The sequence below is a fragment of the Pseudomonas sp. OTU750018 genome (assembly GCF_011636575.1).
In the GTDB taxonomy this organism is placed as follows: Bacteria; Pseudomonadota; Gammaproteobacteria; order Pseudomonadales; family Pseudomonadaceae; genus Aquipseudomonas; species Aquipseudomonas peli.
This window is the reverse complement of sequence record NZ_JAAPAU010000001.1, coordinates 316,058-340,709: the sequence shown is the minus strand read 5'-3', so window position 1 is coordinate 340,709 and position 24,652 is coordinate 316,058. Positions and strand designations below refer to the sequence as shown.

The window sequence follows — 24,652 nt, the reverse complement described above, 5'->3', positions numbered from 1 at the left end:
GTTTTATATCGGATTAAAAGGCGTATATGGTCGAAAAAAAGGTTTCTACTGAAATAGATTTGTCATCTATTTCGGCCTTCGAACTGCCGCTGTTTAAGGCCTTGCGGCGTTTGCAGCAGGCCGGGGAAGTGCATGCCAAACGGCTCGGTCGCTTTGGTGGGCTGACGCCGATGCAGTTGATGATTCTGCAGGTGTTGGCGGGAGAGACGCGCCTGACGGCCAGCGACCTCAGTGGTCGTGTCAGCCTGACGGCTGCGACCCTGTCCGGCATGCTCGACAGACTGGAGGAAAAGGGCCTGTTGCAACGCCAGCGTGATGATCAGGATCGCCGCCGGCAGTGGCTGCTGCTCAGCGAACAGGGCCGCACCCTGCTGCAACAGGCGCCGAGCCTGCTGCCGCCGGAGTTTGTCGCGCGCTTTGCCGGGTTGGATGAGTGGGAGCGCCACAGCCTGACCGCCGCGTTGTTACGCGCGGCGCAGCTGTGTGGGGAAATGGAGTAAAACGTCGCGCCTGGGACGGCGCGGGGTTAGCGAGGACTAGCGCTGGGCGCTGAGCTTGGGCTGCTTGTACAGATCGATCAGCACCTGATCGAGAATCGACGAGGCGCCCCAGGGGCGTGGGTCGTTGAGGATGGCCACCACGGCCCAGCTGTTGCCGTTGCTGTCGCGGCTGAAACCGGCGATGGCACGCACGTTGTTCAGCGTACCGGTCTTGATCCGCGCCTCGCCCACCAGCGGGGTGCGGTGTAGGCGTTTGCGCATGGTGCCGTCCATTGCTACCAGCGGCAGTGAAGCCATGAACTCGGCGGCGTAAGGACTCTTCCAGGCCGCCTGCAGCAGGGTCGCCATTTCACGCGCACTGACCCGCTCGGCACGTGACAACCCGGAGCCGTTCTCCATCACCAAGTGTGGCGCGGTGATGCCTTTACGCGCGAGCCAGCTGCGAATCACTCGCTGCGCCGCCTTGCTGTCGTCCTGGTCGGCGGAGTTGCGAAACTGCGCGCCGAGGCTCAAGAACAGCTGCCGGGCCATGGTGTTGTTACTGTATTTGTTGATGTCGCGGATGATCTCCGTCAGGTCCGGCGAATAGGCGCGCGCCAGCAGGCGGGCTTTTTCCGGCACAGGGGCGAGACGGTCCTTGCCCATGATGCTGCCGCCCAGTTCCTGCCATATGGCGCGGATGGCGCCGGCGGCGTAGCCCGGGTGATCCAGCAGCGACAGGTAGGTCTGCGAGCTGCAGCCCTCGGCCAGTTTTCCGGTCACGATGACCGTGGTGCCGTCAAATTCGGTGACCGGGTTGTAGCGCACATCCGGCCAGCCTGGGCATTTGGCTGCCGGCAGGGCTTTGACGCGGTTGTCGATGCGAATAGAGGCAATCGGTGGCTCGGCGGCGATATGCACCTTGCCACCCTCGGTGCGGGCGATAAAACGCAGCGCCTTGAGGTTGACCAGCAGTGAGTCGGGGGCCACCAGGAACGGCTTGTTGGCGTCGCCGCCGTCGTCATTGAAGCTGGGCAGCTGTGGCTGCACGAAGTGGCTGCGGTCGAGCACCAGATCGCCCGTCACCTGCAGCACGCCGTTGGCGCGCAGGTCACGCATCATCAGCCAGAGCTTTTCCATGTTCAGCTTGGGGTCGCCGCCGCCCTTGAGGTACAGGTTGCCGTTGAGCACGCCGTTCTTCAGTTGGCCGTCGGTGAAGAATTCGGTTTTCCACTGGTGGGTCGGGCCGAGCAGCTCAAGCGCCGCGTAGGTGGTGACCAGCTTCATGGTCGAGGCCGGGTTAACGGAGATGTCGGCATTGAAATAAGTGCTATTACCCGGGCCGTTGAGCGGCACGGTGACCACAGACAGTGACTGGCTGCTGATCTTGTTGGCTTTCAATGACTGTTGAACTTTGTTTGATAAGCCCGGGGTGGCGGCCGCCAGCGGCAGGCAAACGGGTAAAAGCAGGCCGGCGATGGCCAGGTGACGTAGGCTTTTGATCATGGGCGACTCCCCTCTAACTGAGGGACAAAGGTGACGCGAGGCATCTAACGAGGTTCCGTCGCGGGTTGGGATAATGTTGGCAATTATGCCCCAAGACAGTTCCGGCTGAGTGGCAGTAAATGCGATTGGCCGGGCTTTTCTGCGGGCTATCGGTTGACCTGTCGTCTTCCAGACGGGCGCGTAGGCCGCGAAACTGCTAGAGTGCCGCGCGTTATCACTTTTGAGGATTGTTCCATGGCTACTAACCGTTCCCGCCGTCTGCGCAAAAAACTCTGCGTGGATGAATTCCAGGAGCTGGGCTTTGAGCTGAACCTGAACTTCAAACAAGACCTGAGCGATGCAGCCATCGACAGCTTCTTGGAAGATTTTCTGCGTGACGCGATGGTCGCTAACGGCCTGGGCTATGTCGGCGGCGATGACTTCGGTCTGGTATGCCTGTCCAAGCGTGGCTCGGTCAATGAAGAGCAGCGTGCTGCTGTTGAAGCCTGGCTGAAAGGCCGTGACGAGCTGGTGGACTTCACTGCCAGCCCGCTGATCGACGTCTGGTACCCAGACAACTCGATCAATCAGGCCTAAGACCTGTTAACAGGGCATGCATCGCGCATGCCCTGTTGCTTCGCCCTCCTGCAATTCCCGTCAGTCGCTCAGTCCAGCCTTGGCCAGCAGCGCAGCGCTATCAACCTGGTCAATCTGCTCGCGGCGCAAAAAGCGTTCGGCGTATTGCAAGTAGATTTTCTCCCGCACGAACAGTCCGAACAGCTCGGGGTCGATGTGCGCGCCCTTGCACATACCCGCCATGATGTTGAGTGATTCAGACAGCAGTTTGCCTTTCTTGTAAGGCCGATCCACCGCCGTCAGCGCTTCGAAGATGTCTGCAATCGCCATCATCCGTGCTGGCAGGCTCATGTCTTCACGCTTAAGGCGTTTGGGGTAGCCCGTGCCGTCCATTTTTTCGTGGTGACCACCGGCAATTTCAGCGACGTTGGCCAGGTGCGCAGGGAAGGGCAGGTGGCTGAGCATGCGGATGGTCTGCACCATATGGCCGTTGATGATGAAGCGCTCCTCATTGGTCAAGGTGCCGCGTCCAATACCGAGGTTATACAGCTCGCCGCGATTGTGTTTGTAGTGCGGTATGTCCAGCTTGAAACCCCAGGGGTTGTCCTCGGCGATCAGTTCACTCTCAGGGCGCTCGATCAGGTGTTCGGGTTTGTCGCTTAGAAGCGTTTCCTGCACCGGTAAGGGCTGCGCCGGTGTACGTGATTGGCGCAGGTTTTCTTCCCAGGACACTCCCAGGCGATCATCCAAAGTGCGCGCCCAGGTGCGCGCGCCGATGCGGCGCAGGCGTTCAAGATCGGCTTCGGCCATGGCTTCACCGCCCAGGTTGCAGCGGGCGATAAAGGCAAATTCGTCATCCAGAGTGGTGAGCAGCTCATCGCGCGCCTGGCCGAGGTTCGCAGCATCGCCACCCTGGCTGAGGTTCTCCCAGTAGCTGATCCAGGCATCGCGCTTGAGCACTTCGAAGCGCATGCGCACCTCGTGGATACGATCACAGATGGTTTCCAGCTTGGTGGCTTTATCCACCACGTATTCGGGCACAGTGACCTTGCCACAGTCATGCAGCCAGGCGGCGATATGCAGGGCTTCCCATTCTTCTTCGCTGGGTTGGTAATCGCGGAATGCAGCTTCCTCGCTGGCTTCAGCCGCGCGGGCGAGCATCAGGGTAAGTTCTGGTACACGCTGACAGTGACCGCCGGTGTAGGGGCTTTTGGCGTCGATGGCGCCAGCGATCAATTGGATAAAGGCGTCGAGCAGTTTCTTTTGTTGATCGAGCAGGCGCTGGCTCTCAATGCACAGCGCCGCGACGCCAGAAACAGCCTCGACAAAGGCAATGCGCTCGGGGCGTAGCATGGCCAGGTCGGTTTCGTCACCGCTGTCGCGGTGCAGCAGTACCAGCACACCCAATGTCTGACCCTGGCGGTTGTGCAGGCCGGTGCAGACCAGGTGCGCACGCGGGCTGTCGAGGGTATGCAGCAGGCTCTGGAAACCCTGCGCATGCTCGAACCCCAGCGCCACGGTGACGCTGGTGCCGCCGGTGGCCGTTTGCGCTAACCAGCTGGGCAGGGCGGGGTCATCGGGGTCGAAACTCGGGATACGGTGTTCTTCCAGGTTGTGTTGCTGCTCGTTGATAAATAGGCCGTACGGCTCCAAGCGGCCGCTGCTGCTGTCGCGCAAATACAGCAGGCCACCGCTGGCTTCGCTGAGGTCGACGGTTTCACGCAGCACCCGGCGTAGCAAGGCATCGAAACGGGTTTCCGCTGAAAGCGTGGCGGTGATGTCGAGGAAACTGGAGATGGTGTCCTTCATCTTTCCCATCGACACGGCCAACTGGTCGACTTCCTTGACGAAGGAGCGGCCGCTGGCCGGGTAATCGAAATTGAAACTGCGAATGGCTTCGGCCTCGCCCACCAGCAAGCGCAACGGTTTGACCAGAATATTGGAAAGCAGCCAGCCCAGCGGTATGCATAAAAGCAGAATGCACAAGGTCAGTACCGCGCCCTGCCAGCGGATGCGGTAGGCATCCGCCAGCAGCTCGCTTTCCGGGGCCAGCAGGGCCAGGCGCAATCCCTGCGGGCCACCTTCGCTGAACTGGCTGTAAGAAATCTGCCAGCGCTGTTTATTCAGGTGCACGGCGCCTTGGCGATCCGCGTCGAGCCCGAGGCTGAGAAAGTCGGCCAGCACTGGGCTGAGGTCTTTGACTTGCGCCAGTTGCAGTGTTTCTCCTGGGATTACCAGACGCGCGCTGTCCGGGTATGCAACCGCGCTGCCATCGGGGCTGTACAGCACCACTTCGGTAGAGGGGGTCAGGCGGTGTTCGGCCAGGGTGGCGGACAGGTCATCAAGGGTGAGGTCGGCCCCCACCACTGTGGTTTCAGTGCTTTTGCGAGCCAGGGTGGTGCCAATTTCTCCCGTGGAGAAGAAGGCATAGGGCGCGGTGGTGAAGTGCTCAGGGCTCTGCAGAGCACCGTTGTACCAGGGGCGGGTGCGCGGGTCATAGGTTTCTTTAAGGTTCTGCCGCCGGCTAATTGGTTGCAGTTGTTTGTCGAAGAACAGGTATTCGGAGTCCAGGCGTTGTTCACTGATGCGGTCGATGCTCCACACTTGATAGGCCGCATTGTCGGGTGCGAAGAAGATCTGCCGCAGCTTCTCGCTGCGCAGTGGGCGCACCATAAAGAAACTGCCATCTCCATAGCCGACATAGATTGAAGCCAGCTTTGGGTTGTCGCGCAGCGCCTGGCTGAAAATCGGCAGCATGACCATCCGTTCGTGGCGGTCGCGACCACTGAGCTGCTCGTTGCGCGCGAGCAGGTTGATCATGTTACGAATCGGTTGGTAGGTATTGCGCAGACTCGCCTGCACTTCTTTGCGCATCTGGGTGAACAGCTGGTCGCTGCTACTGAGGATAATCTTGCTGGTCTGCTGGTAGTTGAAGTACCCCAGCACCACCCCGGAGCCCAGCAACAGCAGGGTAAACAGCACGCTGATATGGATATGGAGCGGAAAACGTCGTTCCTTGGACCTGACTGTCTGCTGCATCCGCGCATATCCTTTTATGCCTTGGCCAAGCGCAAAGCATAGTGGAGCGTTGTGCGTTTTGCCGTGGCGCGGATGCCGGTTTCTTACGCTGCTACAGCTCTAGATTGGACCTGTGCTGTGCTTGATTTTTTGCAGATTGTTTCGATGATCTAGCCAGCGCTCCAGGCCATACACCAGCAGCGCTACCAGCAAAGCCAGGGCCACGCCAAGCAGGCTGTTGAACAAACGCACCTGAGGTAGCTGCCAGTCATGCGCCAGGCTTTCGGCCAGCAACACGAAGCACACCGTCGTTTGCAGCACAAACAGGGCGTAATGGTTGGCCTGCAGGGCACGGCTAAGAGCGATCAGCGGTAGCAGTGTGGCGACCATCAGTGCCGGGTTTTGCATGCTGTGACCGAGCAGTATCAGCAGTGCTGCGGCGCCCAGACTGGCGAGGATCGATTGCACGGCCCTTACCAGACTGCCCTGGAAGTCCAGCTGCAGGGTGGTCACTACAGTCAGTGTCAGCCAGTAGCCACGGTGCAACTCAGCCAGGTTGACGATCAGCCCGGAGAGGGCAAACGCCAAGGTGCAACCCAGTGCATGCAGGCGCCACTTTTGCTGTGGCAGGCGCTTGGCGTGGCGTTTGAGTACCTTGAAGATGCTGATAAAACGCGGCATATACGGCCACATGCGCAAGCCATGCATACCGCGCAGGCCGAAGGCCAGCAGCATCACCCAGAGTCCACCGAGGATGAACAGCATGGCAATGGCATACGGGTTGTTTAGCGAGCCCAGGCCCTGCTGACCGTGGCCGAGGCACAGACAGATGGCCAGGCCGATGCCCAGCTTGCCGGCTTCGCTGCCAAAGCGCTGCAGCCAGGCGAGCAAGAAACCAAACACCGCGAACACCAGCAAGCTGGCATACGGATGGCTGGCTGACCAGAAGCCCAACCCGGCGCTACAGGCGCCCAGGCCGCAGAGCATCAACATGCGCAGCATGCCCAGGCGGTGCAGCGGGTTGGCCTGGGCAGCCTGGAAGGCACCTGCCGATGCCCAGAGAAAGCCTGGGTGAGCGCTGAACAGCCCGAGCAGCAACGGCAGTGCACAGCCGAAGCCGGCAACCATCGCGGGGCCCCAGGCGGGCGGCCCGGCATGCCAGCTGAAGGTTTGTCGCAGTAGGCTTGTCATGGCTTATACCGGGCTTGAGCGGCCCGTCATCTCGCGGGCCATTTCAGTAGCGTAGCTGTCAGTCATGCCGGCGATAAAGTCGATCATCCGCAGGAATGAGCGGTACAGCGGCCAGCTTGGGTCGGGCGCGTTTTTACCGAGCAGGTCAAGGATGCGTCGGTTCTTGAACGACGGTGTGCGTCCGCCATGCTGCTCCAACGCTGCGCCGCAGAATGCATTCAGCAGGATTTCCAGGGTGGTGTAGGCGCCGATCTCATGCAGGGTTTTGCGCTTGTCCTGAAAGATTTTCCGTCGGGCCATGTCCTTGGCGCTTTGCACACAGCGCTTGGCGGTGCCGTGCATGTGCTCGACCAGATCACCCTGCAAGGTGCCGGCGAGCAGGGCATCCTGCTGTTCGACAAACGCTTCGGCGGCGGCATTGGTCAGGTGTTCGATGGCTTTGCCGCGCAGAATCGCCAGCTTACGCCGCCGAGAATCGTCGGGGCCGAGTTGACGGTAGGTTTCCGGCAGGTCATCGCCGACCAGGTCGAGCAGCAGCGCCTCGACTTCGCTGTAATCGAGCAGCTCCATTTCCAGACCGTCTTCCAGGTCAATCAGGCCGTAGCAGATGTCATCTGCTGCCTCCATCAGATAGACCAGTGGATGACGCGCCCAGCGCTGTTCTTCCAGTTGTGGCAGGCCGAGTTTACTGGCGATCTGCTCAAGCAACGGCAACTCGCTCTGGTAGCAGCCGAACTTGTGTTTCTTGTAGCCCAGCGCTTCGGCGTGACGTGCGGTCCAGGGGTATTTCAGGTAGGTGCCGAGCGTCGCGTAAGTCAGCCGGGTGCCACCGTCGAACTGGTGGTATTCCAGCTGGGTGAGTACGCGAAAGCCCTGGGCATTGCCCTCGAAACTGAGAAAGTCTCCACGTTCGGCCGCGCTCATCGAGTCCAACCAGCCGCGTCCGGCGGCCTGCTGGAACCAGTGGCGGATGGCGTCTTCGCCAGAGTGGCCGAAAGGTGGATTGCCGATGTCGTGGGCCAGGCAGGCGGACTGCACGACCATGCCCAGGTCGCTTGGCTCGCACCAGTCCGGCAGGGCATCGCGGATCATCTCGCCAACGCGCATGCCCAGCGAGCGGCCCACGCAGCTGACTTCCAGCGAGTGGGTCAGGCGGGTGTGGATATGGTCGTTACTGGAAACCGGGTGCACCTGAGTCTTGCGGCCCAGGCGGCGGAAGGCGCCGGAGAAGATGATGCGGTCATGGTCTTTGTGAAACGGGGTGCGGCCCAGTTCGGCGACGCTGTGCGTCGGCTTGCCGAGTCGTTCACGGTTGAGCAGGGTTTGCCAATCCAAGGGTTGTCCTCGCCGTTACCTGGCTGTGGCAGTTAGCTTCGGGGTTCTAAGCCGATGATGCAAGGCGTGCGGCCCATACAGTCAAAACCCCGCAGCGTCGATATCGATCAGCAGCAGCCGTTTGCCGTTGTCGATGAATTGCCCAGCGGTCAGGCAGTACTGGTTGGTGGTGGCATCACGGTAGGTGCTGGAGAGAATCAGCCGGCGTTCTTCCCAGCCTTCGGCCAGCAGTTGATAGAAGTAGGGGCGCCATGACCAGTTATGCCCGACGTAACGCGCATCGCTGTGCCAGCTGTGCTCGCGCCACTCCAGGTTGGCGGTCAGCTGGGTGCCGTGGCGGTCGCATTGGTAGATGCGCAGCAGCCATGGGTAGGCGTGCGGTTGCGGTAGCTGATCGGGCTTTGAGCCGCTTTCGATCCAGGTCTTGAAGCTGTTCATCAGCTCACCGAGCTGCTGGCGCAGGGTCATCAGTCGCGCGCGTTCGGCGAGTTTTTGCTGCACATAGTGGTCGCGCAGCTGGGCAAAGCGTTTGACGAATGCGCTGCTGCTGAAAAAGGCCTCTTCGGGTTTGGCAAACAGATAGCCCTGCACATAACGCGCGCCGCACTCCAGGGCGAAATCCAGCTCTGCCTCGGTCTCCACGCCTTCGGCAATGATCCAGCAGCCGGTCTTTTCTGCCATCTGCGCCAGCGCCTTGACGATCTCGCTGCTTGGCCCGCCACGGGCGGCTTGCTGAAACAGGCGCATGTCCAGCTTGAGGATGTCCGGCTGCAGGGCCAGTACGCGGTCGAGCTGCGAGTAGCCGGCACCGAAATCGTCGATGGCGATGCGTGCGCCGGCTTCTCGGTAGCGTTCCACCACGCCCGGAAGGCGTGAGCTGGCGCCGCCCAGTTCGGTGATTTCAAAGACGATACGTGCAGGGTCGATGCCAATACGTTGCAGCTGTTTGAGGCTGGGCAAGGCTTGTTCAGGGCGCAGCCGGCTGATCCAGCGTGGCGAGATATTCAGGCTAAGAAACCAGTCTTGCGGGGCTTCATGAAAGCGCTTCAGAGCTTGTTCGCGGACTTCGCGATCAAGGCGGCGCAGGGCGGTAGGTGGGGTTTTCGGGTCACTGAACAATGGGCCTGCCGAGTGCAGCTGGCCATCAGCGCTGCGCAGGCGCGCCAGTGCTTCGACACCGGCAATACGTCCGGTGGCGGTATCGATAAAAGGTTGAAAAACAGCAAACGGTTGACCGTTGAACACTGCGCAGTTCCTTAGCCAGGCAGACGCCCCGTTGGGCGGCGAAGCCAGGTGACTAAGCAAGATCGTGGCCAGTTTAATCCCCTGCGCGGGTATCTTTAGTCGTGTCGGCAGATGTGTCTGGGCGTCGCGGCGGATTGCGCCGCAGCAGCGGGAAGGCGATCAGGGCGATACGCAGCCAGCGGCGCCAGTGGCCACGGCGAATGCCGACGGTGGCCAGCAGCAGTGCGCCGCCAGCGACCCAAAGCGGTGCGTTGCTATTGCCCAGTTCTTCACGCCAGTGGTTGCGCCAGTACTGTGCCTGCCGCAGTGGTTGCAGCATCACCAGGGTTTCATGGCGCAGTTCCTGGCGGTGCATTTGCAGACGCATGCGCAGCAGGGTTTTGCGCAGCTCGCGGCGCGAGGCCTTGGCGGGTAGCTCGGGCATAGTCATGGCAGCAGTTGCTCACGGTCACGGGCCAGCTCTTCAAGGCTGGCGCTGAAGGGGGCGGGAGCATTGCGTACACGCTGCAACAGCGTGAACAGGGTGCCCAGCAGGCCCAGTGCATAGAAGCCACACAGGGCGCTGATAACCAGCAGGCGGTGCGTCTCCCAGAAGGCAACCAGCAACGCAGCCGACAGGCCGATGATCAGCAGCAGACCGAACAGCAAACTCAGGCTGGTCAGCACCAGCAGGCTGAGGGTGTGGCTTTGCTGCTCTTTAAGCTCTTCGCCAAACAGCTCGATATGGCCCTGCAATAACCCCAGCAAGGCGCTGGCAAACCGCCGTGGCGAACTGCCGCGATTTGGCGGGGTGGGCGGTGTTGCATCCATTAAGGTTTCTCTTTAGCGCCGGGTAATCAGCATGCCCAATAGCAGGCCAATGGCGGCAGCAATACCGAGGGTCTGCCATGGATGAGTCTGCACATAGCCTTCGGTGGCTTCAATAGCCGCCTTGCCGCGGGCATGCAGTGCGTCTTCGGCGTTGTGCAGGGTGCTGCGCGCACGGCCCAGGCTGCTGCGGATCTGCTCGCGCAGCTCTTCGGCCTGCTCGCCGGCGAGGCTGGCGGAATGCTGCAACAAGCTTTCGGTGTCGCGCACCAGCGCCTGGAATTCGTCGAGTAACTGATCCGAGCTGGACGATACGGGGGTCTTACGAGCCATGGTGTCTCTCCTTATGAGGGGCAGTGTAGGGGGTTCGAGTCCTCTGTGGGGCAGTGGTTCCTTTTTTCTTCGGTGCAGGACGGATGCTGCCGACTGATCGGCTGGTACAGCGCTTGCATTGCGCTGGTGCGCGCCCTTGCAGATGCGCTCCTTTATGGGGCTGCGAGGGTTCTGGCCAGGACGCCGTGGTGCATCAATAACTTATTAATAACTATGGAATAAGTACTTCGAGGCAAGGTTCAGTCGGCACCGGCTTGGTGCTGTACAGCCTGGATCTCGGCAAGCTGGATCATGATAAGTGCCGCTATATGGTGCGTATTTATTGGTTTGTGATCCGCTTTGGTGCTTTTTCCCCGCGACGGAGTTTTCTTCGCAGATGGAAAACATCAACAGTGCTGTGGAAACCCTGATTCACGGCTCCAATACCCTGTTTATTCTGCTCGGCGCCGTGATGGTGCTGGCGATGCACGCCGGCTTTGCCTTTCTTGAAGTGGGTACAGTCAGGCAGAAGAACCAAGTCAACGCCTTGTCGAAGATCATCTCCGACTTTGCCGTGTCGGCCCTGGCCTATTTCTTTGTTGGCTACTGGATTGCCTACGGCGTGACCTTCCTAGAGCCTGCCAGCGTGCTGACGGAAGGCAACGGCTATGCGCTGGTGAAGTTCTTCTTTCTGCTGACTTTTGCGGCGGCCATCCCGGCGATTATTTCCGGTGGTATCGCTGAGCGCGCCAAGTTCGGTCCGCAGTTGTGCGCCACTGTGCTGATCGTGGCCTTTATCTACCCCTTCTTCGAGGGGATGATCTGGAACGGCAACTACGGCGTCCAGGCCTGGCTGGAGGCGCAGTTCGGCGCCACCTTCCATGACTTTGCCGGCTCGGTGGTGGTACACGCGATGGGTGGCTGGCTGGCCTTTGGCGCGGTGATCCTCCTGGGGCGCCGTAACGGGCGTTACCGTGATGGCCGCTTGGTTGCTTTTGCCCCGTCAAATATTCCGTTCCTGGCGCTGGGTTCGTGGATTCTGATCATCGGCTGGTTCGGCTTCAACGTGATGAGCGCACAGACCCTGGGCAGCGTCAGTGGTCTGGTGGCGGTCAACACCCTGATGGCGATGGTCGGCGGTACGGTGGCGGCTTTGCTTGTTGGCCGTAATGACCCAGGCTTCCTGCACAACGGTCCGCTGGCTGGCCTTGTGGCGGTGTGTGCCGGTTCTGACCTGATGCACCCGGTTGGCGCTCTGGTTACTGGCGCGATTGCCGGTGCTTTGTTCGTCTGGGCGTTTACCGCGACCCAGGTGAAATGGAAGATCGACGACGTGCTCGGCGTTTGGCCGCTGCACGGTCTGTGCGGCGTGTGGGGCGGTATTGCCTGCGGCATCTTCGGCCAAGAGATGTTGGGCGGCCTGGGCGGCGTCAGCCTGGCCAGCCAGTTTGTCGGCACCGCGCTGGGCGTGGTGGTGGCCTTGATTGGCGGCCTACTGGTTTATGGTGTGCTGAAGGCCACCGTGGGTATTCGCCTGAGCCAGGAGGAGGAGTACTACGGTGCTGACCTCTCGGTGCATAAGATTGGCGCTGTCAGCCAGGATTGATCGATAAGCATCAAGCAAAAGGCCCGGAGCGTATCCGGGCCTTTTTATGGCAACCGCTTAAGTGTTGAGGCTTAGAACAGTGGCAGGGTGTAGCTGACGATCAGACGGTTTTCGTCGAGGTCGCCGCCAGTTGCAGCGGCGTTACTGCGCACCATCGCGTTACGCCAGCGGAATGCCAGATTTTTGAAGGTCCCTTCCTGAATGGTGTAGCTGACATCGAAGTCGCGTTCCCACTCCTTGCCATCACGGCCACCAGCGCCGTCGAAGCCATCGCCGGTGACGTAACGCACAAAGGCATTCAGACCGGGTACACCGTAGGTGGCAAAGTTGATGTCATAGCGTGCCTGCCAGGATTTCTCGTCTTTGCGGGTGAAATCGAGAATTTGCAGGTAGTTGACGATGTAAGGATCGGTTTCGGTAAGGAACGGGAAGGCGTTGTCGCCGCTGACCTTCTGGTAACCCAGGCGGAATGTGTGTGCACCTGTGCCAGCCCAGAGGTTGAACGACGTCAGGTCATTGTCCAGCTTTCCGCCACGTTTGCTGCCGTTGTCCTGGGAGTCGAAGTAGGCCAGGTTGGCACCCAGCTTCCAGTCACCGATGGGTTGTACGTGGATTAGGTTATACAGCTTCTGGTCGTAAATATTTTCCAGTTCGCCGTACCACAAGCCTACGGTGGTGTTTCCGGCGTTGAATTTGTAATCGCCGCCGGCGAAGTTGTAGCGGTCACTCACACCGCCGACGTTGGTGGCAGTGATGTCCTGGCTGTCGGTCGAGTTACGGAAGTTCACCTCGCGCAACTGGCCGCCGTTCAGGGTCAGGCCGTCGATCTCCTGGGAGGTGATCATCGCGCCGTTAAAAACCTGTGGCAGCAGGCGCGAATCACCAGACGCCACGATAGGCAACTTAGGCATCAGTCCGCCGACTTTGCCGACTGTCTTGGACAGGCGTACCTTGGCTGCTGCGGTGGCTTCGGAATACTGGCCCGGGCCTTCGTCGCCAAAACCGTTTGGTAGTAGGTTGGTTCCGGCGCGTTCATCAGACGAATCGAGTTTCAGACCCAGCCCTGCGTAAGCATCCAGACCAAAACCCACGGTGCCTTCGGTAAAGCCCGACTCGGCTTTTAGGAGAAAGCCCTGGGCCCATTCTTCGCGTTTGGATTGCTGCACCGCAGTGCTGTTACGCAGGTCGCGGTTCATATAGAAATTGCGTAGCTCAAGGGTCGCTTTGCTGTCCTTGATAAACTCTGCCTGGGCCAGCGATGGCAGGGTGAGGCAGGTGCCCAGTGTGGCGAATGCCACAGCGCGAGCGAGGGGAGATTGAGTCATTATTGTTAGCTCCTCGTGTGTGCGGGTCGGCTTGTGGCCGATCTGATACAGCGAGGCGCAATAAAGCATGGGGGCTTAGGCTTGGCTTTTAGACTTTGGTCTGCTCGGGCGCGCTCTGTGTGGGTGCAGCGTCCAACTGTCTCCGCTGCAATCGCTCTAGCCTGCTGGATGCGCCGTTGATCGGTTTATCCGCAATCAGGCTAAAGTTTCATCCCGCACGGCCGCCAACCAGTCAGATACACCGCCCAGGTACTTTGCCATGAACCCTCTGGCCGCAAATTTATCCTCTGCTTCACGTCCTACCTCCGCCACTGCTCAGCCGGTTGTGCGCAATGCTGCTGACGCGCAGGCGACACTGGCCAACCGTTTGGCTGAACGCCTTGGGCTTGAGCCGGGTGCATTGGCCGGCAAGGCCAATGATTACACCCCGGAGAAAGTCGCCGGTCGTATTCTCGGTTTCATCGAGCAGCGCCTGCAAAGCGAGCAAGCTGCCGGCGCCGACCCAAGCAAACTCAAGGGATTGCTTGAGCAGGCCCGCAGTGGCGTAGAGAAAGGCTTTGCTGAAGCGCGCAAGATTCTCGACGGCATGGGGGTGCTGCAAGGCAAGGTGGCGAGCGATATCGACGACACTTACCAGAAAATCCAGGATGGTTTCAGCGACCTGGATAAACGCTTTAATCCTGATGCGGCTTTGGTTGGGGGCTCAACCAATATCGCCGCTTACAGCGAGCGGTTTGCTGCGCAAGCGGAAACCTTCGATATGGAAGTGACCACCCGTGATGGTGACCGCCTGCGGATTTCCATCGCGCAGGCTTCGGCCAACTGGTCGCAGAGTGGCGTTGTTGCCAGCAGCAATGGTAACGGCAGCTCGGTTGTGGCCAGCAGCCAATCCGGCAGCCTACAGATCGGTGTCTGGCAAGTCAGCGTCGAAGGCGAGCTGGATGACGAAGAACGCGCCGCACTGGAAAAACTCTTCGGCCAGGTCCAGGACCTCTCCAACAAGTTCTATGCCGGCGATCTGTCGGGTGCCTTCGACCGCGCCATGGCGCTGGACATGGATGGCGAACAGTTAGCGTCGATGTCCCTGCGCCTCACTCAAACCACCGTTCGCCAAGCAACCGATGCCTATAGCGCCGTTGCACAGGACGGCGGCCAAGCAGCCAGCGCAGTAAACAGCTCGCTGATTGACTACGCCCAGGGCCTGCTCGACGCATTGCGCAGCGCCAGTCAGGTGGCTGAAGAAGGCACCGCAAAAACCAGCTTGCTGGATATGCTCAAAGGCGGCTTCTCGCTGGATGAGCGTTTTGACAGCGGTCGCCTGGACAAGGCCGAGCAGCTCAACAGCCGCTTGCTCGATGGCCTGCAGAACCTGCTCAACCCCGCCCTAGACGGCAGCAAGTCCTCGGACGCCTGAGTCAGGCGCAGTGCTAAACTGCACCTCCAGTAGTCAGTGGAGGTGCGCAGATGCTCCCGGAATGCCAATTATTCGGTACGCTCGGCTGCCACCTGTGTGAGGTGGCCGAGGCGTTGCTGATGCCTTTTGTCGAGCATGGCCTGTTGGTCGAGCTGGTCGATATCGCTGAGCAGGAGCATTGGGTTGAGGACTATGGTCTGCGCATTCCAGTGCTGCGCCGTATTGATACCGGTGCTGAGTTGAACTGGCCGTTCGAGGCCGAACAGATCGTTGAATTCTTGCGTAATAGTCATGGTTAGTGCGTTGGCACGGATGGCATTTTTACAGGACACATACGCATGAGCATCGTGCTAGGTGACGCACTGTCACTGTTGTTATTCCGTCTGCACAGCGGCCGTCTATTGGGCATTAATCTCCTGAAAGTGCAGGAAATCATTCCCTGCCCGGCGCTGACCAAACTGCCCAGTCGTCATCCTCATGTCCGTGGCGTTGCCACCTTGCGTGGCTCGGCGCTAACGGTGATTGATCTGGGTAAGGCGATCGGCGAGCAAGGCGTGCCGGGCAATGATGATGGCTGTCTGATCGTGACGGAGCTCAGTCGCTCTCGGCAGGGCCTGCATGTGCAGAGCGTCGAGCGCATCGTGCAGTGCTACACCCGTGACGTTCGTCCGCCGCCGGCCGCGTCCGGCAGCAAAGCCTTTATTACCGGCGTGACGCAGATCGACGGCAAGATTGTGCAGATCCTCGATATTGAAAAAGTCCTGCACGAGCTCGCGCCGATAAGTATTGAGGAGTTGGATGATCAGCTGTTATCCGAGCGTGAGCGCGCGCTGCTTAAGGGGCGTCGTGTACTGGTGGTGGATGACTCCCACGTCGCCTTACAGCAGACAATGATTACCCTGCGCAAGCTGGAGCTGGATTGCCAAATGGTGCGCAGCGCCGCCGAAGCGCTGGAGTTACTGCAGCGTCAATTCGATGCCGGCGAGCCTATCGAGGTGTTGGTGTCGGATATCGAAATGCCGGAAATGGATGGCTATGACTTGGTGCGCACGCTGCGTAAAAAGCCGGATATCGGCCAGCTCTATGTGCTGCTGCACACCTCGCTCGACAGCACCATGAACACTGAAAAAGCCGAGGCGGTGGGCGCCAATGCGGTGTTGACCAAGTTCTCCACCGTGGACCTGAGCAAGGCCCTGGTGCATGCGTTCGAAAGCTTGCAATAGCCTTTCTCCAGGCATAAAAAAGCCCGCGATTAAGCGGGCTTTTTTATGTGATCTGGTCGAGAGACAGGAGTAGAACAGTCTTTCCAACCTATTGTTATTGATTGGTTTTATAAGGTTGGTTGAAAGCTGGCATACCTCTTGGCATACCATTCCCATTTCCGTGTCGATCGCTCAAGTAATCATGCCTCCGCTGTCATCTGGCGTTCAGCAAGGCTGCGCTCGAATTGTACAGCTGCGCGGGTTTCGTTGGTGATGCGCAGGATCTGACTGCAGACCAGGTTCAAATCGGCGCCGGCCAGCAGGTCGGCAATTAGCAAGTCGATCTGAGCCATTCCCGTTGTTGCATGGCTGGCCGTGTCGATGATGCTGATCAATAGTCCTTCACGCGATTCCATAACTGCTTCCTAAAGGCTGAGCTCTCTCTATTGGTATAACGCGCTGGAATCTGTTTTTTCCGGTTTGCAGAAAAAATGCTCAATTCCCACGTTCGGATACCAGCCTATAGCCAATCTTAAATATGCAACCCCTATCTAGAATGGGCCTTCCAGCCATTCATGTCTTCGGACTATTGTCTGAATTAACCGCACTGCGGTGTTGGGCTATGAACTCTTTCACCTCCCTGCTCAGATCCATTGCCCTGACGCTGCTGGACTGACCGAGGTACCGATGAGCCTGGTCCAGCAGGTCGATCGCTTTGCTCAGGGCTGCGTTGGCATTGGTCATTTTTTCCACGGTAGGCACTCCGGGCGCGTATGCGCGCCGCTGCAGTGATGGTCATTCCCTCATGACTTGCAACCTGGCGCTCGCGCAGTGCGCCGCGTGATTCCGACCACCCCGGCAGAAGGGCAATGGTGTCGCAGGTCAGCAGCTGGGGAATGCACACGTCCATGTAGGCCTCCCAGCTTTCCTGGGACGGGTTCTCTGCTGGGTTTTCGACGTGGTACCCGAGCGCGCGGAGGCGGGCGGCCTCGGCGTTGAAGGCCGGGTAGTTGAAGTCGGGCAGCCCCGTCATCGGCCCGCTGATGTAGATGCGGCGCATGGTGGTGTTCGCCGGCAAAACCTCCTGCGTCACCCGCTGGTTTGCAGCCTGGCGCAGCTTCGAGCACTTAGCGTGATTGCCGGTGCTGCGTGGCTTCAAGCACTGGTCGCAGGTATTGGCCCATTCGTACAGGCCGCCGCTGTTGTGTTTGCGCTGGGTCATGGCATCACCTGCTCTGGGATTTCAGGGGCTGCCGGCTTCAACTGCCAAGCAATCACTCGATCGCCATCGGCCAGGGTGCGATGCCAGGTTTCTTCGTCATCACTCAGGTAGTACCAGCCTGTGATTTCATCGCTGGCGTTGTCATCGTCCTGAACGGTTTGATCCATGCGGATGATGGGGTAGCGGTTTAGATAGTCGGTGGTGAAGACATACACCTTCCCGTTGTGAGCGCGCTGAACGGCGACAATCACTTCGAGCGAGTCGAATAGCGGCGCTGCTGGCAGGCCCTCGCTGATGAAGGTCCAGCGCTGTCCAGACGGCGTACCTGATAGAGCTGCATCTAGCCGGTCAATCATTCTGGCGCGGATGTGCAGGGCGTTAATGCTTTTGGGCTTCCAGTGCACCGCCATGGCCTGGCGGGTATCTGCCAGTAACTGAGCAACACCATCTGCCGCGGCAACCAGTTTGCTCAGCCGCTCAATTTCCTGATCCTTCTCGGCGATGGTGACGGCCATCAGCGTGGCGCAGCTGTGCCCGCCGTGCTGGCCGTGGAGCCAGGTGTGCCCGCAGGTGGAGCAGGTGTGGTGAGTTGGGTTGTTCATTTGTCACCTCGCCGCATGGCGTTTATCTATGGTGTGGGATACTGCTGGCGCTTCACCGGCCCGGCCGAGCATCAGGCAGGGAGTGGTCGGGCTGGTGGCGCTAACGGTTCTGTCGCAAGTCGGCGAGCTTTCGGGTCAGATCCATGGATGCGCGCCGCAGGTGGCCGGACTGGCACGGGTGGCGTTTCTTCGGTTCCTTTTTCAGCACCTTTCGCAGCTCGCGGGCTGCACGTAGGCACTTGGCTAGTTCCAAAATCGTCAGGTCTAGGGTGTGAGCGCGCACGGTGATACCTCCCGTTGGCGTGATGGGTGGTTGTGGGGTAGTGTCGGATTGCCGGCATGGGGCCGGGTCTAGGAGATTGATATGTCGCTGGATGAAATGACGAATGACGAGTTCAGGCCGACTTGCCCGAAGTGCGGTCACGATAATTTTGTAGCTGTTTCGAATGCCTATGTGGAGCGTACTAGTCAGTCGATCCCCATGATTATTTGTGCTGATCTGAAGTGCCAAGCAGTAGTGGGTGTTCTCCCGTTCAAAGACGTCTTCCCAGAGAGCATGTAGCTTCTCTCCAAGCCATTTTTGCCAGGAACCAAGCCGGTCTGGTTGGTTGAGTAAGGCCGGGATGGCTGCTGCCGTGCTCATGCCTTTGCCACCTGGTGGGCCTGCGCTTCTTCTGGAGTGACAGGCTCAAACTGAGGATGGTTTTTGCCGTCCTCGGTGATGACCTCCAGTTCATGCATTTGAAACAGGCCGCCTAGCGTCCAGTTGCAGCCGATGCCTTTGCCTTTGGTGGCGGACGGGCTGCCAGCACCTGTGAAGCGACCAACGCAGGAAAAGCCCAGGTATTTATCGACCTCTTCGAAGTCTTTGCCGGCGCCAGCCGTGATCAGGTCATTGGCTGATTGGACCGTCTGGCACATAGGGCAGCGAAACGCTAAGTGATCGCGGGGCACGCCCTGGGCTTTCAGTGAGGCGTGGAAATCCGCCAGGCTCATGTTTTTCATTGCTGCTGCTCCTTTGGTGGGGCTGGTGGAACGGGCACACATTTCCGGCAAGCGCACACGCCGATGCGCCGGCCGGTTGCTTTGCAGTAGGTCGGGGTATTCATGAGCAATGCCGGCCCAGTGGTGTGGGCGAGGGTTATCGGGTAGGTTCTCTGGCTGGCAGTTCGCCATTGGCCGAGGTTTTGTTTATGAAGTGCTACATCTGCAACGAGCAGGCTGAAACGATTGAATCGGGCCGGGATGCGGACCTGGTGGACTGCAAGGCTTGTGGGTCTTACAGCATCAGCGGTTCGGCGCTTGCTGAAATGAGAGCCAACGTATTTGTGTTCAACATCCGGCGTGCCAGAGACTGGCTGCAGGCTGAGCGAGCAGCCGGCCAGCAGCGGCCGATGATTCACACCCAGCTTGGCCTTTGGGACTGAGCCGGATTTAGCTGCAAATCGCCCCATGCCGTTACCACTGGGCGAGGGTTGACGGTTGGCTGGTCGTGACGGGATTTCAGAATCGGAAACCATGAAGAAATTGTGGTTTTTGGCGCTGAAACAATGGTCTGGAAAAAGCCCAAGAGGACGCTGCTCAAGTCGTGACAGCAGAATCTGGGCGTGACCAACCCTGAGGGCCGAGCCAACATGAAAGACTTTTTGCGCCAACTTCTTATCGCTGTTCTGGGTCGAGTGATCGGCAACCTGATTGCCGACCTGATACGTCGCACGCTCAACGACCTGAAGAGCTGGCTGGACTGGTTGTGAGCCGAATAAGGCTGCTATTCGGCTCATGGTTTCGCTGCCTGCTCAATTTGCTTGATAAGGTCGCGCGTCCAGTTCAGGCAGGCGCCGAGGATGAGTGCGATGGTGCGTTGGCTTTTGTTCTCGGCCAGCAGCTCGCGAACAACCTCGATCGGCGGCTTGCCCCATTCCTCTTCGATTACCTGAGCGCGTGACACCTTGCGCGAGCGTGATTCGTCGACCGGTGTGGATAGCGCTTCTTCGAGCGTCATCCCGTTACCGAGCCTGGTCTGCAGGGTGTGCTGGTTGATGCGGTGCTTGATGGCCACGTCGAGGGTGGCGCGCGGTGCTTGGCGGCAGCGTGCCATGCTGATGGCCTGATCAACCGTCATGCCCGACCGCACGCGAGCTCGCACGGTATTCGGTGATATACCTGCGGCCCGGGCGCGGGCTGCCATGTTGTTTTCTGGGTCGAATTGGTTGCGCCGGCTCATGCAACCTCCCGCGCAGCCCAAGCTCCTACGCGCTCATAGATGCGGTGGGCGTGTTCTTCGTCGAGCGACACGCTGTCGGGAATAGCTATCCATGCATGGCCGATGACGTGCTTCGGGTTGCACGATGCGATCAGGTCTTTGATCGGCTGTTCGAACAGGTCTGGCATGCGAGTGATTACGTGTATCCCGCTCAGCTCGTACTCAATCGACTTCGCCCAGCGCTTCTCGCCGTCCTGGCAGATTGCTGGGAGGTAGATCGTCCAGTGGTGTGCTATGTCGCAAAGGGCATTGGCCACCTGACGGCTAATGATCTGGCCCAGATTGCCGTAGTTCAGCATCACCTGAACCTCTGAAACGCTGGCGTCGACGATGCATGCTTTGTGCTGGCGCAGCAGGCCGCGCATGGTTCGCTCAAGCCGTGCGCGGGTGTTGTTGGGTTTGCGCTTACTCATACGCTGTCCTGGTGCGAAACGCTCAAGCCAACGGCCACCGGGCGAACCCAGACCGGCATGTTGCTGAGCATGAATGTCTCGCCGGCACCGGCCAGCAGAAGAGTGGTGCCCATTACGTGGGCGATCGCTTCGGCTGCAGATGGCGGTACCGCGTTGCCGATGCGCTCGCGCCATGCTTGGTCGCTCAGGCCGTCCAGTTCCAGTTGTTCCTCCGGATCAACCAGGCTTTGCAGCGCGGCCAGTTCCAGGGTGGTGAAAGGGCGGTGCCAGGTGCCGTCGAGGGAACGGATAACGCAGGTCAGGCGCTCATTGGCCGCGGGCATGCGTGGATCTGCGACCGACCACCGGCCGTTGTCCTGGCGTGCACTGGCCGACACTGCACCGGCCTGGCCATTCCACGGCACAACGCCGTAATGCCCGCCGGTCAGGTATGGGTCGCCTTTGACCTTGGCCATGCCCGGGCGTGGGTCAGCGATGGACTGACCGCCTGAGCTTGGGCCGTGGCCTGATGTGATAGTGCCGGCAGCCTGGTCGTAATCGACTACGCGGAAAACATTCTTGTGTGTGGATGCACCGCCAGTGCGTGGGTCTTGAACTGCAAATGCGCCCTGGCCGGTGGTGCTGCCAGAAATAACAGTGCGCGAAACGCCGTCCCACTGGGCGACGTTGTACTTGGCGTGCCCTATGCCCGGGTCGCGCGGATCGGCAACGCTGAACGTGCCTTGTCCGGGCGACTTGACGCCGATCACCGCGCCACTGGTTTCATCCCAACGGCGCACGCCGTACTGCTGATATTGCAGAGCACCCTCGCGGGCGCGAGGATCTGCGACCGAGAACGCACCATTGGTGGGGCTTGAGCGACCTGCAACGGTGCCCATGGAATCGCCCCAGTCATTCACGCCAAGGTAGCCGGCATAGGCCTCGGGCACGATGATGAAGTCGCGCAGATAGCCGTCCTCGATTGCCAGCTCATTCAGCGAGCGCCAGTCCTTGCCGGCTTTCACCAGGGCAAGGCGCACCCAGGTTTTCCACTGCAGGGCTGGAACCCGGTGCATCGGGCCAGCTGCTTCGATATCGCCGGCCAGCGGCATGCGGCCGAGGATGTCGCCAACGGCGCGCAGGGTCTTTTTCTCTGGCTCGTAGAGGAAGGGCGGAACCTTCTCGATATGACGGGCAACCAGCAGGAAGCGCTTGCGGGATTGGGCTAGGCCGCCGATGACGCCGCAGTCGTGGGTGGTTTCTGCAACGGCATAGCCGTAGAACTCCAGCAGCTTGCCGATCTGGTCAAGCAGGTGTCGGCCGCGAGTGGCCAGGCGCGGTACGTTCTCGAAGACGATCAGCGAAACGGGGTTGTGCTTCCAGGCTTCGCACATCAGCCAGACGCAGCGCAGGGTCAGTTCGTTGAGTGCCTGGTACTTCGGGGTGAGGCTCATGGTCTCCGACAGCAGGCCGCTGGCTCCCTTGCAGGGGCTGCTGATGAATACAGCATCAGGGTCCTGGTTGTTGGCCGCGCGGCGAACGTCCTCAGCGGTTGCCTCACGCCATCCGGCTGGCGGTTCAACGCCGTGAAAGGCGGTGTACTGCTCGCGGGTGAATAGGTCCATCAGGGTTCCGGGTATGCCGGAAAGGCGCTGGAAGTCGCGCAGCCCAGCAGGGTCTACATCGACGCCGCCGACACACTGCCACTCGGCCTGCATGTTGCCGACCACCGGCTTGGCGCGGTTGAAACCCTTGGCGCCGCCGCCCAGTCCGCAGCACATATGGAAGTGTTTGAGGGTTCGCTTGATCATGCGTTGTTTTCCTGTTCGTCGGCATCAGCCGGGCTGCCGTCGTAGCAGCCGCATGGCGGTGGAGTCGGAAAGTCCTGCTGGCGCAGGAAGAAAGCGGACGGGTCGTTGGCTTCGGCCTCGTCGGCCAGCTCTATGAACTCACCCCAGTGCAGGCGCCGGCCGAGGCCTTTAACGCTGTTGAGGTTTCCGGCGTCTTTTGCAGTGCTTTCGATGTTCAGCGCACGGATCAGCAGCGCTGGCTCTTCCTTGCGCAGCTGCAGGATTTCGGGCTTGGTCATAGATGGGCAGAAGAAGCAGGCCGATTTGCCCGGCTGCGGCAAACCGGCGCGAGCAATGGCCGCGACGCACTCAAGGCGCCCCCAGTTCCACTCAAGCAGCGGGTAGCGGTAGGTGTATTTGCGATCTTCTGGAATGGCGGCGCGATGCGGCTCGTCCATGTCGTAGCCGATCAGCTTCACCACCTTCAGGCCGGCATCCCAAGCCTCACGCGCCGGCTGCCAGTTGTTCACGAACTTATCTTGCGGCTCGATCTTGTACTTGTGGCTGCACCCTTTGTAGCCATAGGAAAGGCTGGGCAGCATGGCTTTGCGCAGGCAGTCCTGTTCCAGCGTTTCCTGGCGGCCTCCCTTTTTCACGATATTGATGGCTGGGTAACCACGCTCTACCAGCCACGCCGAAAACATGGCCACGTAGGCATAGGTGCTGGCGCGCTCGCCGCCCGTATCAGCGAACAGAATCGCGTCCAACGGTTCGCCCAGGCGCACCATTTCAACTAGGAATGCGGTGCTGTTGGTGCCGCCACCGTAGGCGACAACTATTGGCGCGCGGTCAGTCATACCGCACCTTCCTGCTGCTCGGCGTCGAGCGGGGCGAAGAGGTCTATTTGCTCTTCGTTTACCGTCGTCGACTTTTGCTCAGGCGCTGGCTTGGACTCATCGGGGAATGGCCCCATGCCAGCCATGTAAAGGCACTTGGCCTCGACACCGTGCTGGCGCTGGGTATCAGGGTGAACAATGGTGATGACGCCACCGAAGGCCTGAAGAATCAGGCCATGCTCGGCGGCGATCTTGGCCACAGTGTCGTAGGCTTCTTCGCGATTCACGCCGAGGCCTCCACCGGATGGCCAAGGCAACCACCATCTGGCCCGACGTGATCGCAGGACGGAATCATGGTGAATCCGCGCTCTGCGCACTCCCTGGCGATGCTAAGCACCTCTTCGCCGGGAATAGGGCGGCCGGTACCGCGCTCGTTCAACAAGTCATCCAAGGCACGCGGACGGCGCGCTCGGGCGGTCACGTAGCTGACGGCCAAGCTGACATGAAAAGTTTTAGGTTGGCGATCCAGGCTCATGACGACGCCCCTGCGCGCTTCAACTGTTCTACGAGTTGGGTTGGCAGGTCGCGAATCACCAGCGAACCGCCGGCCTGGTCGAACTCGACCTTTTTGCCCAGCAGGTGCGATTCGAAGCTGATCGACAGGCCTTCGGTGCGCGCGGTGAAGCGGCGGAACTGGTTGAGGGTGCGCTTATCCGCCGGGATTTCCGGCGACAGGCCGTAGTCCTTGTTACGGATAAAGTCGAAGAATGCAGTCGGGCGCTCTTCGTCGACTAGCGCTGCCAACTCTTCCAGGCTGATGGGGTCGCCATGCTTGGCCTGGGCGCTGGCATAGCCAACCAGGGTGGCGGTTTTCTCGTGGGCCTGATCTTCGGAAAGATCCTCGCTTTCCACGAAGTCGCTGAAGGCTTTGAGTAGGGTGCGGGTTTCGCTGGGTGCGTCGATACCTTCCTGACAGCCAATGAAGTCGCGGAAGTAGTCGTTGATACGGCGGCCGTTCTTGCCCTTGATGAAGGAAATGTACTGGCGAGACTTCGGGTTGTTGCGCCATTCGCTGATGTTGATGCGGGCGGCCAGGTGCAGCTGGCCAAGGTCCAAGTGCTTGACCGGGGACACATCCAGCGCCGCGCTAACTGTCACGCCTTCACTGTGATGCAGCAGTGCGATCACTAGGTAGTCGGTCATGCCCTGCTGGTAGTGGGCGATGAAGACGTGGCCACCCACTGAAAGATTCGTTTCTTCCATCAGCTTCTGCAGGTGTTCGGTTGCCTGCCAGGTGAAGCCGATGAAGTCTTGGGTGTTGTCGAGATAGGCGCGCAGCCAGCCGCTGAGAGGGTAGGCGCCGGATTCCTCATGGAAGAAGCCCCAAGCCTTGCCCTGCTTGGCGTTGTAGCTTTCGTTCAGATCTGTCAGCAGGTTGTCGCGCGCTTGCGATTCGAACAGTTCACGTTCGCTGGTATGCAGCACGGCCGGGCTGCCGTCTGGTTTTTTGTCGATCAGATGGATGATGCTGTGACGAATAGGCATGGTGATT

28 protein-coding genes are annotated in these 24,652 nt (G+C 59.9%); 6 read left to right on the top strand and 22 right to left on the bottom strand.

The window, feature by feature from the left end:
* Nucleotides 1–26 precede the first annotated feature (26 nt).
* Complete coding sequence (locus tag HCI85_RS01785; RefSeq protein ID WP_167141410.1) at nt 27–500, top strand: MarR family winged helix-turn-helix transcriptional regulator; 474 nt, start codon at nt 27–29, stop codon at nt 498–500.
* A gap of 36 nt (nt 501–536) precedes the next feature.
* Here the strand turns inward: HCI85_RS01785 and dacB are convergent, their stop codons facing one another.
* Complete coding sequence (gene dacB, locus HCI85_RS01780) at nt 537–1,985, bottom strand: D-alanyl-D-alanine carboxypeptidase/D-alanyl-D-alanine endopeptidase (RefSeq protein WP_090248117.1); 1,449 nt, start codon at nt 1,983–1,985, stop codon at nt 537–539.
* 234 nt (nt 1,986–2,219) lie between these two features.
* Between dacB and HCI85_RS01775 the strand changes: the two genes are divergently transcribed.
* Nucleotides 2,220–2,561, top strand: coding sequence for a YggL family protein (locus tag HCI85_RS01775; RefSeq protein ID WP_090248116.1), 342 nt, complete (start codon nt 2,220–2,222; stop codon nt 2,559–2,561).
* A 60-nt stretch (nt 2,562–2,621) separates the two neighbouring features.
* Here HCI85_RS01775 and HCI85_RS01770 read toward each other — a convergent pair whose 3' ends face one another.
* From HCI85_RS01770 to HCI85_RS01740, 7 genes are all read right to left on the bottom strand, one after another.
* Nucleotides 2,622–5,579 (bottom strand): HD domain-containing phosphohydrolase, encoded by a 2,958-nt coding sequence (locus HCI85_RS01770; RefSeq protein WP_167141408.1) that lies wholly within the window; start codon nt 5,577–5,579, stop codon nt 2,622–2,624.
* 99 nt (nt 5,580–5,678) lie between these two features.
* The gene (locus HCI85_RS01765; RefSeq protein WP_167141406.1) at nt 5,679–6,749 is read right to left on the bottom strand and encodes an FUSC family protein; all 1,071 of its coding nucleotides are present in this window, start codon (nt 6,747–6,749) and stop codon (nt 5,679–5,681) included.
* Between the two features lie 3 nt (nt 6,750–6,752).
* Nucleotides 6,753–8,084 carry a deoxyguanosinetriphosphate triphosphohydrolase gene (locus tag HCI85_RS01760; protein WP_090248112.1) on the bottom strand — a complete coding sequence of 444 codons (1,332 nt, stop codon included), beginning with the start codon at nt 8,082–8,084 and terminating at the stop codon, nt 6,753–6,755.
* Nucleotides 8,085–8,165: 81 nt separating this feature from the next.
* Nucleotides 8,166–9,329, bottom strand: coding sequence for an EAL domain-containing protein (locus HCI85_RS01755; protein ID WP_167141404.1), 1,164 nt, complete (start codon nt 9,327–9,329; stop codon nt 8,166–8,168).
* Between the two features lie 73 nt (nt 9,330–9,402).
* Complete coding sequence (locus tag HCI85_RS01750; protein ID WP_160084965.1) at nt 9,403–9,759, bottom strand: hypothetical protein; 357 nt, start codon at nt 9,757–9,759, stop codon at nt 9,403–9,405.
* Nucleotides 9,756–10,139, bottom strand: a complete 384-nt coding sequence (locus tag HCI85_RS01745) for a phage holin family protein (RefSeq protein ID WP_167141402.1) — start codon at nt 10,137–10,139, stop codon at nt 9,756–9,758. The genes HCI85_RS01750 and HCI85_RS01745 overlap by 4 nt, the downstream gene beginning before the upstream one ends.
* Before the next feature lie 12 nt (nt 10,140–10,151).
* Complete coding sequence (locus HCI85_RS01740) at nt 10,152–10,469, bottom strand: DUF883 family protein (protein ID WP_090248105.1); 318 nt, start codon at nt 10,467–10,469, stop codon at nt 10,152–10,154.
* A gap of 376 nt (nt 10,470–10,845) precedes the next feature.
* Here HCI85_RS01740 and HCI85_RS01735 point away from each other — a divergent pair, with 376 nt between their 5' ends.
* Nucleotides 10,846–12,054, top strand: a complete 1,209-nt coding sequence (locus HCI85_RS01735) for an ammonium transporter (protein ID WP_167141399.1) — start codon at nt 10,846–10,848, stop codon at nt 12,052–12,054.
* Between the two features lie 71 nt (nt 12,055–12,125).
* Here the strand turns inward: HCI85_RS01735 and HCI85_RS01730 are convergent, their stop codons facing one another.
* A complete protein-coding gene (locus HCI85_RS01730) occupies nt 12,126–13,379 on the bottom strand; it encodes an OprD family porin (RefSeq protein ID WP_167141397.1) in 1,254 nt (417 codons plus the stop codon).
* Nucleotides 13,380–13,638: 259 nt separating this feature from the next.
* On the opposite strand from HCI85_RS01730, the gene HCI85_RS01725 reads away from it, so the two are divergent.
* The 3 genes from HCI85_RS01725 to HCI85_RS01715 are packed head-to-tail and all read left to right on the top strand — an operon-like array spanning nt 13,639 to nt 16,016.
* The gene (locus HCI85_RS01725) at nt 13,639–14,793 is read left to right on the top strand and encodes a DUF5610 domain-containing protein (protein WP_167141395.1); all 1,155 of its coding nucleotides are present in this window, start codon (nt 13,639–13,641) and stop codon (nt 14,791–14,793) included.
* A 50-nt stretch (nt 14,794–14,843) separates the two neighbouring features.
* Nucleotides 14,844–15,092 carry a glutaredoxin family protein gene (locus HCI85_RS01720; protein WP_167141393.1) on the top strand — a complete coding sequence of 83 codons (249 nt, stop codon included), beginning with the start codon at nt 14,844–14,846 and terminating at the stop codon, nt 15,090–15,092.
* A 39-nt stretch (nt 15,093–15,131) separates the two neighbouring features.
* Entirely contained in the window at nt 15,132–16,016 is an 885-nt protein-coding gene (locus HCI85_RS01715) for a chemotaxis protein CheV (RefSeq protein WP_167141391.1), read from the top strand.
* 179 nt (nt 16,017–16,195) lie between these two features.
* Here the strand turns inward: HCI85_RS01715 and HCI85_RS01710 are convergent, their stop codons facing one another.
* From HCI85_RS01710 to yejK, 13 genes are all read right to left on the bottom strand, one after another.
* Nucleotides 16,196–16,411, bottom strand: a complete 216-nt coding sequence (locus HCI85_RS01710) for a hypothetical protein (RefSeq protein ID WP_167141389.1) — start codon at nt 16,409–16,411, stop codon at nt 16,196–16,198.
* A gap of 182 nt (nt 16,412–16,593) precedes the next feature.
* On the bottom strand, nt 16,594–17,217 hold the full coding sequence (locus tag HCI85_RS01705) for a DUF4406 domain-containing protein (protein WP_241693711.1): 624 nt from the start codon (nt 17,215–17,217) through the stop codon (nt 16,594–16,596).
* The gene (locus HCI85_RS01700) at nt 17,214–17,819 is read right to left on the bottom strand and encodes a hypothetical protein (RefSeq protein ID WP_167141387.1); all 606 of its coding nucleotides are present in this window, start codon (nt 17,817–17,819) and stop codon (nt 17,214–17,216) included. Before HCI85_RS01700 ends, HCI85_RS01705 begins: the two co-directional genes overlap by 4 nt.
* A 100-nt stretch (nt 17,820–17,919) precedes the next feature.
* The gene (locus HCI85_RS01695) at nt 17,920–18,462 is read right to left on the bottom strand and encodes a hypothetical protein (protein ID WP_167141385.1); all 543 of its coding nucleotides are present in this window, start codon (nt 18,460–18,462) and stop codon (nt 17,920–17,922) included.
* Complete coding sequence (locus tag HCI85_RS01690; RefSeq protein ID WP_167141383.1) at nt 18,459–18,824, bottom strand: VVA0879 family protein; 366 nt, start codon at nt 18,822–18,824, stop codon at nt 18,459–18,461. Before HCI85_RS01690 ends, HCI85_RS01695 begins: the two co-directional genes overlap by 4 nt.
* The gene (locus HCI85_RS01685; protein WP_167141381.1) at nt 18,821–19,600 is read right to left on the bottom strand and encodes a hypothetical protein; all 780 of its coding nucleotides are present in this window, start codon (nt 19,598–19,600) and stop codon (nt 18,821–18,823) included. The genes HCI85_RS01690 and HCI85_RS01685 overlap by 4 nt, the downstream gene beginning before the upstream one ends.
* Nucleotides 19,597–20,043 carry a hypothetical protein gene (locus HCI85_RS01680; RefSeq protein WP_167141379.1) on the bottom strand — a complete coding sequence of 149 codons (447 nt, stop codon included), beginning with the start codon at nt 20,041–20,043 and terminating at the stop codon, nt 19,597–19,599. Before HCI85_RS01680 ends, HCI85_RS01685 begins: the two co-directional genes overlap by 4 nt.
* Nucleotides 20,040–20,495 carry a hypothetical protein gene (locus tag HCI85_RS01675; protein WP_167141377.1) on the bottom strand — a complete coding sequence of 152 codons (456 nt, stop codon included), beginning with the start codon at nt 20,493–20,495 and terminating at the stop codon, nt 20,040–20,042. The genes HCI85_RS01680 and HCI85_RS01675 overlap by 4 nt, the downstream gene beginning before the upstream one ends.
* Complete coding sequence (locus HCI85_RS01670; protein WP_167141375.1) at nt 20,492–22,285, bottom strand: DNA cytosine methyltransferase; 1,794 nt, start codon at nt 22,283–22,285, stop codon at nt 20,492–20,494. The genes HCI85_RS01675 and HCI85_RS01670 overlap by 4 nt, the downstream gene beginning before the upstream one ends.
* Complete coding sequence (locus HCI85_RS01665; RefSeq protein WP_241693710.1) at nt 22,282–23,121, bottom strand: phosphoadenosine phosphosulfate reductase; 840 nt, start codon at nt 23,119–23,121, stop codon at nt 22,282–22,284. The genes HCI85_RS01670 and HCI85_RS01665 overlap by 4 nt, the downstream gene beginning before the upstream one ends.
* Nucleotides 23,118–23,387 carry a hypothetical protein gene (locus HCI85_RS01660; protein ID WP_167141373.1) on the bottom strand — a complete coding sequence of 90 codons (270 nt, stop codon included), beginning with the start codon at nt 23,385–23,387 and terminating at the stop codon, nt 23,118–23,120. Before HCI85_RS01660 ends, HCI85_RS01665 begins: the two co-directional genes overlap by 4 nt.
* A complete protein-coding gene (locus HCI85_RS01655; RefSeq protein ID WP_167141371.1) occupies nt 23,384–23,635 on the bottom strand; it encodes a hypothetical protein in 252 nt (83 codons plus the stop codon). Before HCI85_RS01655 ends, HCI85_RS01660 begins: the two co-directional genes overlap by 4 nt.
* Nucleotides 23,632–24,645: a nucleoid-associated protein YejK gene (gene yejK, locus HCI85_RS01650; RefSeq protein WP_167141369.1), complete on the bottom strand. Its 1,014-nt coding sequence runs from the start codon at nt 24,643–24,645 to the stop codon at nt 23,632–23,634. Before yejK ends, HCI85_RS01655 begins: the two co-directional genes overlap by 4 nt.
* Nucleotides 24,646–24,652 lie beyond the last annotated feature (7 nt).

Coding starts and splice junctions, on each gene's coding strand:
- HCI85_RS01785 (WP_167141410.1), top strand. CDS start 27: ATGGTCGAAAAAAAGGTTTCTACTGAAATAGATTTGTCATCTATTTCG.
- dacB (WP_090248117.1), bottom strand. CDS start 1,985: ATGATCAAAAGCCTACGTCACCTGGCCATCGCCGGCCTGCTTTTACCC.
- HCI85_RS01775 (WP_090248116.1), top strand. CDS start 2,220: ATGGCTACTAACCGTTCCCGCCGTCTGCGCAAAAAACTCTGCGTGGAT.
- HCI85_RS01770 (WP_167141408.1), bottom strand. CDS start 5,579: ATGCAGCAGACAGTCAGGTCCAAGGAACGACGTTTTCCGCTCCATATC.
- HCI85_RS01765 (WP_167141406.1), bottom strand. CDS start 6,749: ATGACAAGCCTACTGCGACAAACCTTCAGCTGGCATGCCGGGCCGCCC.
- HCI85_RS01750 (WP_160084965.1), bottom strand. CDS start 9,759: ATGACTATGCCCGAGCTACCCGCCAAGGCCTCGCGCCGCGAGCTGCGC.
- HCI85_RS01745 (WP_167141402.1), bottom strand. CDS start 10,139: ATGGATGCAACACCGCCCACCCCGCCAAATCGCGGCAGTTCGCCACGG.
- HCI85_RS01740 (WP_090248105.1), bottom strand. CDS start 10,469: ATGGCTCGTAAGACCCCCGTATCGTCCAGCTCGGATCAGTTACTCGAC.
- HCI85_RS01735 (WP_167141399.1), top strand. CDS start 10,846: ATGGAAAACATCAACAGTGCTGTGGAAACCCTGATTCACGGCTCCAAT.
- HCI85_RS01730 (WP_167141397.1), bottom strand. CDS start 13,379: ATGACTCAATCTCCCCTCGCTCGCGCTGTGGCATTCGCCACACTGGGC.
- HCI85_RS01725 (WP_167141395.1), top strand. CDS start 13,639: ATGAACCCTCTGGCCGCAAATTTATCCTCTGCTTCACGTCCTACCTCC.
- HCI85_RS01720 (WP_167141393.1), top strand. CDS start 14,844: ATGCTCCCGGAATGCCAATTATTCGGTACGCTCGGCTGCCACCTGTGT.
- HCI85_RS01715 (WP_167141391.1), top strand. CDS start 15,132: ATGAGCATCGTGCTAGGTGACGCACTGTCACTGTTGTTATTCCGTCTG.
- HCI85_RS01710 (WP_167141389.1), bottom strand. CDS start 16,411: ATGGAATCGCGTGAAGGACTATTGATCAGCATCATCGACACGGCCAGC.
- HCI85_RS01705 (WP_241693711.1), bottom strand. CDS start 17,217: ATGACCCAGCGCAAACACAACAGCGGCGGCCTGTACGAATGGGCCAAT.
- HCI85_RS01700 (WP_167141387.1), bottom strand. CDS start 17,819: ATGAACAACCCAACTCACCACACCTGCTCCACCTGCGGGCACACCTGG.
- HCI85_RS01695 (WP_167141385.1), bottom strand. CDS start 18,462: ATGAGCACGGCAGCAGCCATCCCGGCCTTACTCAACCAACCAGACCGG.
- HCI85_RS01690 (WP_167141383.1), bottom strand. CDS start 18,824: ATGAAAAACATGAGCCTGGCGGATTTCCACGCCTCACTGAAAGCCCAG.
- HCI85_RS01685 (WP_167141381.1), bottom strand. CDS start 19,600: ATGAGCCGAATAGCAGCCTTATTCGGCTCACAACCAGTCCAGCCAGCT.
- HCI85_RS01680 (WP_167141379.1), bottom strand. CDS start 20,043: ATGAGCCGGCGCAACCAATTCGACCCAGAAAACAACATGGCAGCCCGC.
- HCI85_RS01675 (WP_167141377.1), bottom strand. CDS start 20,495: ATGAGTAAGCGCAAACCCAACAACACCCGCGCACGGCTTGAGCGAACC.
- HCI85_RS01670 (WP_167141375.1), bottom strand. CDS start 22,285: ATGATCAAGCGAACCCTCAAACACTTCCATATGTGCTGCGGACTGGGC.
- HCI85_RS01665 (WP_241693710.1), bottom strand. CDS start 23,121: ATGACTGACCGCGCGCCAATAGTTGTCGCCTACGGTGGCGGCACCAAC.
- HCI85_RS01655 (WP_167141371.1), bottom strand. CDS start 23,635: ATGAGCCTGGATCGCCAACCTAAAACTTTTCATGTCAGCTTGGCCGTC.
- yejK (WP_167141369.1), bottom strand. CDS start 24,645: ATGCCTATTCGTCACAGCATCATCCATCTGATCGACAAAAAACCAGAC.